At 64.9% G+C, this 4,369-nt stretch carries 5 protein-coding genes and 1 riboswitch; all 5 genes read left to right on the top strand.

From position 1 onward, the window contains the following. Positions 1-264 precede the first annotated feature (264 nt). Positions 265-441, top strand: a riboswitch (yybP-ykoY riboswitch). 15 nt (positions 442-456) lie between these two features. The 5 genes from AC1D2K_RS30735 to AC1D2K_RS30715 all read left to right on the top strand — a co-directional run bounded on the left by AC1D2K_RS30735 (position 457) and on the right by AC1D2K_RS30715 (position 4,345). Further along, positions 457-1,023 (top strand): TMEM165/GDT1 family protein, encoded by a 567-nt coding sequence (locus AC1D2K_RS30735; RefSeq protein WP_478093722.1) that lies wholly within the window; start codon positions 457-459, stop codon positions 1,021-1,023. Between the two features lie 116 nt (positions 1,024-1,139). Beyond that, positions 1,140-2,303 carry a homoserine O-succinyltransferase MetX gene (metX, locus tag AC1D2K_RS30730; protein WP_478093721.1) on the top strand — a complete coding sequence of 388 codons (1,164 nt, stop codon included), beginning with the start codon at positions 1,140-1,142 and terminating at the stop codon, positions 2,301-2,303. Between the two features lie 61 nt (positions 2,304-2,364). Beyond that, positions 2,365-2,949, top strand: coding sequence for a methionine biosynthesis protein MetW (gene metW / locus AC1D2K_RS30725; RefSeq protein ID WP_478093719.1), 585 nt, complete (start codon positions 2,365-2,367; stop codon positions 2,947-2,949). A gap of 119 nt (positions 2,950-3,068) precedes the next feature. Then, the gene (locus AC1D2K_RS30720; protein ID WP_478093717.1) at positions 3,069-3,656 is read left to right on the top strand and encodes an IMPACT family protein; all 588 of its coding nucleotides are present in this window, start codon (positions 3,069-3,071) and stop codon (positions 3,654-3,656) included. A gap of 158 nt (positions 3,657-3,814) precedes the next feature. After that, positions 3,815-4,345 carry a bactofilin family protein gene (locus AC1D2K_RS30715; RefSeq protein ID WP_478093715.1) on the top strand — a complete coding sequence of 177 codons (531 nt, stop codon included), beginning with the start codon at positions 3,815-3,817 and terminating at the stop codon, positions 4,343-4,345. Positions 4,346-4,369: the final 24 nt, after the last annotated feature.

Genomic DNA, 4,369 nt, shown 5'->3' with positions numbered 1-4,369 from the left:
GTACAGTTTGTTGCCCATCAAGGGACTCCTATAAACACATCAAGAAAAGCGATGGAGTCCCGAGAGCAGCAATCCGACGGAACATCCGCCGAGTTGCGCGAAACTGACCGATCACCGTTTTGCCCCCTGAATTTTGAAGGAAGGCTTGTGCATTATGGGTGAAATGAGTCGAATGCAAGTAGGAATTTGCACTCATCCCCGCACCCCATGACCGGCGTTGGTGTGAGTGCTTGCATACATAGATGCTCGCGGACACGCTACAATCTGCGGGTCATTGGGGAGTAGCCGCCTTCCATCGCGAGAAGGGTTTGCGTCAACAGACTTGTCCTGCCCCGTGCAGGACATGGCGCAAGCAGCGTGCAGCCTGGCGAGACCTTTGACCGTGCGACTTCGGGATTCGGCCGAAGGCGTTGCACGGTCAATTGCGTCTTTCGGCCGTCGGAGTCCCTTTTTCTCATGGAAGCTTTTTTCGTTGCGACCGGTGTGGTCGCGCTCGCCGAGATGGGCGACAAGACCCAGTTGCTCGCCCTCATCCTGGCGGCGCGATTTCGCAAGCCCTGGCCGATCGTGCTGGGCATCTTCACTGCCACCGTGCTGAACCATGCGCTCGCCGGCGCGGTGGGCAACTGGGTCACCCATTTCCTCGGCGCCGACGTCCTTCGTTGGATCCTCGGCGGCTCCTTCATCGCGATGGCGCTGTGGATGCTGATTCCCGACAAGATCGACGAAGGCGACGTGCCCAAGTCATCGCAGTTCGGCGTTTTCGGCACCACGGTGCTCGCCTTCTTCCTCGCCGAAATGGGAGACAAGACGCAGATCGCCACCGTGATGCTCGCGGCCCGCTACGTGGACGCCTATGCATGGGTGGTGATGGGCACCACGCTGGGCATGATGCTGGCCAATGCGCCGGTCGTCTGGCTCGGCGAGCGGATCGTCAAGCGCGTGCCGATCAAGTTCGTCCACGGTATCTCCGCCGCCATCTTCCTGGTCCTCGGTGTCGTCGCGTTGATCGGCTGGAGTTGAGCGGCATATACTTCCGCCACGCGCCGATTTGCTCCAGCTTGCGGGCGCTTAACAAATGCAGCTAAAGACGGATGCCGGACCCGGCTCGTTTTTGGCGAGGCCGGGTCTTTTTCATCATGTCGTTCGTCGTCACTCCGCAATCGATGCAGTTCGCCGGCCCGCTGGCCTTGCGAAGCGGTGCATCGATCAGCCACTACACGCTGGCCTACGAAACCTACGGCCAACTCAACGCCGATCGCAGCAACGCAGTGCTGGTCTGCCATGCGCTCAATGCGTCCCACCACGTCGCCGGCGTCTATGCGGGCCAGCCGAAATCCGAAGGCTGGTGGGACAACATGATCGGGCCGGGCAAGCCGGTCGACACCGACCGCTTCTTCGTCATCGGCATCAACAACCTGGGCTCCTGCTTCGGCTCCACCGGACCGATGCACGACAACCCCGCAACCGGCCGCGCCTACGGCGCCGACTTCCCGGTGATGACGGTGGAGGACTGGGTCACTGCCCAGGCCTCGCTGCTCGATGCGCTCGGCATCGGCCGGCTGGCGGCGGTGATGGGCGGCAGCCTCGGCGGCATGCAGGCGCTGTCGTGGACGCTCCAGTACCCCGAACGGGTGCAGCACGCGGTGGTGGTCGCCAGCGCGCCGAGCCTCACGGCGCAGAACATCGCGTTCAACGAAGTCGCGCGCCGCGCGATCGTGACCGATCCCGACTTCAATGGCGGCCACTTCTACGAGCATGGCGTGATTCCGCGGCGCGGCCTGCGCATCGCCCGCATGATCGGCCATATCACCTACCAGAGCGACGACGTGATGAACGAGAAGTTCGGCCGCGCCCTACGCAGCGCGGTCGAGGGCAGCGCCGCGAACACCGAGTTCCTCTATTCGACGCAGGAGGTGGAGTTCCAGATCGAGAGCTATCTGCGCTACAACGGCGACAAGTTCAGCGAGTACTTCGACGCCAACACCTACCTGCTGATCACCCGTGCGCTCGACTACTTCGATCCGGCGCGCGCCTTCGGCGGCGACCTGCGCGCGGCACTTGCCCAGGCCAGCGCCAAGTTCCTGTTGGTGAGCTTCAGCACCGACTGGCGCTTCTCGCCGGCGCGCAGCCGCGAGATCGTGAAGGCCCTGCTCGACAACCGCCGCAACGTGAGCTACGCGGAGATCGACGCCCCCCATGGGCATGACGCGTTCCTGCTCGACGACGTGCGCTACATGAGCGTGGTGCGTTCCTACTTCGATCGCATCGCGAGCGCACCGAATGGAGTCGCAGCCCCATGAGCGCCGCGCCGGACCGCTCCAAGCGAGCTCGCACCGCAGTGCGCAGCACGGAGGTTGACCTATGAGCGATACCGAAACCCAGAAACTGATCGCCCGCCTCGTTCCCGAAGGTGCACGCGTGCTCGACCTCGGCTGCGGTGACGGCGCGCTGCTCGACCTGCTGCAGCGTGAGCGCGGCTGCAGCGGCTACGGCGTCGAGATCGCCGACGGCAACGTGCTGCAATGCGTGCGGCGCGGCGTCGACGTGATCCAGCTCAACCTCGACGAAGGGCTCGCGATGTTCGACGACGCCTCCTTCGACGTGGTGCTGCAGATCGACACGCTCCAACATCTGCGCAATGCCGAAGTGATGCTGCGCGAGACCGCGCGCGTGGGACGCATCGGCATCGTCGCCTTCCCCAACTTCGCGCACTGGCCGAACCGCATCAGCATCGCGCGCGGTCGCATGCCGGTGACGCGCCGGCTGCCCTACCAGTGGTACGACACGCCCAACATCCGCGTCGGCACCTTCAAGGATTTCCAGGTGCTGGCACGCAAGAACCGCTTGCGCGTGCTCGATGCCTTCGGCTTGCAGGACGGGCAGGAGGTGCGCTGGCTGCCCAATGCGCGCGCCAGCACCGCCGTCTTCAAGTTCGAGAGAGGGTAGGGCTCCCCCCCAGGTTGGGCTCACTTCGTGTAGCCCGCCCACCCCCTACCGGGGGCAACACCAGCGGCCCGGCGAAGCCGGTTCCGCGGTGTTCCTGGACTGGGGCATATTTCGAAGCCATGCCATTCACTCTCGACGCTGTGCGCCACAGCGAGCTGATCATCAAGAAGAGCCGCTTCATCGGCTGCGTCCAGCCGGTGGCCGACCGCGCCGCTGCGCAGGCGGTGGTCGATTCGCTGCGGCGCGAGCACCCCGCGGCGGCGCATGTCTGCTGGGCCCTGATGGCGGGCGGACAGTCAGCAGCCAACGACGACGGCGAGCCGGGCGGCACCGCCGGGCGACCGATGCTCGAAGTGCTCCGGCATCACGATCTCGAAGGGGTGCTGGCGACGGTGGTTCGCTATTTCGGCGGCGTCAAGCTCGGCGCCGGCGGGCTGGTGCGCGCCTACACCGACAGCATCGCCCAGACGCTGATCGATGCCCCGCTCGTGCCCCTGGTGCGCCAGCGCTCGCTGCACTGCGAGGTGCCCTATGCGCTCGAGGGCCTGCTGCGGCGCGAGATCGCGGCGGTCGGTGCCACGCTCGACGGGGTACGCCACGAGACCATGGTCCATTTCGACTTCAGCCTGCCCGAGCCGGCGGCGGACGCGTTCGTCGCCAGGGTCGGCGATGCGGCCCAAGGGCGCGTCGCCTGGCTGCAAGATTGAGCCCCGCGCCCCGGCACAATGGCAGCCGGATCTGCAAAGAGAGAGCGAAAGTTCGCAAATGGCGCCCCCGCCAGATTTATTCAGTTACGCCTCTTGCGCAATGAAGTGCCCTGGGGCGAAATGGGGTTCTTACGATAGACGTTTTGAGGAGTTCCCCATTGGCCACACAGTCCCCCTTCTTCGGCAAGCGCGATCGCGAAGCTGAAAATCTCACCTCCCGTCCCGCGCCGTTGATGGGTTCGAGCACCAATCTGTCGGGCACTCCCGTCAATCCGTCGAGTCTCACGACCCAGGCCGCCAACGCGGCGGCCAGCGTCGCCAAGGAAGGCGGCAGCAAGCTCACCGTCGGTCCCAACATCAAGCTGAAGGGCGTCGAGATCACGGACTGCGACACGCTGGTGGTCGAAGGCCTGGTGGAAGCGACGATGGATTCGCGCGTCATGCAGATCGCCGAGCAGGGCGCCTTCAAGGGCTCGGCCGAGATCGACATCGCCGAAATCCGCGGCCTGTTCGACGGCAACCTGACCGTGCGCGAGAAGCTCGTGATCCATTCGACCGGCAAGGTCACCGGCAAGATCCGCTACGGCAAGATCATCGTCGAGGAAGGCGGCCAGCTGTCGGGCGAGATCAGCTTCGGCACCTCCGCTTCCGGCAGCCCGGCCAAGCCGACGCTGCAAGCCGCAGCTTGATTGTTGCTCGCCCCCAGGTTGGGC

It is taken from the genome of Variovorax sp. P1_H12_2, assembly GCF_056405335.1.
This window is presented reverse-complemented; position numbering and strand designations above follow the sequence as displayed.

Bases quoted from the DNA above. Each gene is read 5' to 3' on its own strand.
- AC1D2K_RS30735 (WP_478093722.1), top strand. From the start codon at position 457: ATGGAAGCTTTTTTCGTTGCGACCGGTGTGGTCGCGCTCGCCGAGATG.
- metX (WP_478093721.1), top strand. From the start codon at position 1,140: ATGTCGTTCGTCGTCACTCCGCAATCGATGCAGTTCGCCGGCCCGCTG.
- metW (WP_478093719.1), top strand. From the start codon at position 2,365: ATGAGCGATACCGAAACCCAGAAACTGATCGCCCGCCTCGTTCCCGAA.
- AC1D2K_RS30720 (WP_478093717.1), top strand. From the start codon at position 3,069: ATGCCATTCACTCTCGACGCTGTGCGCCACAGCGAGCTGATCATCAAG.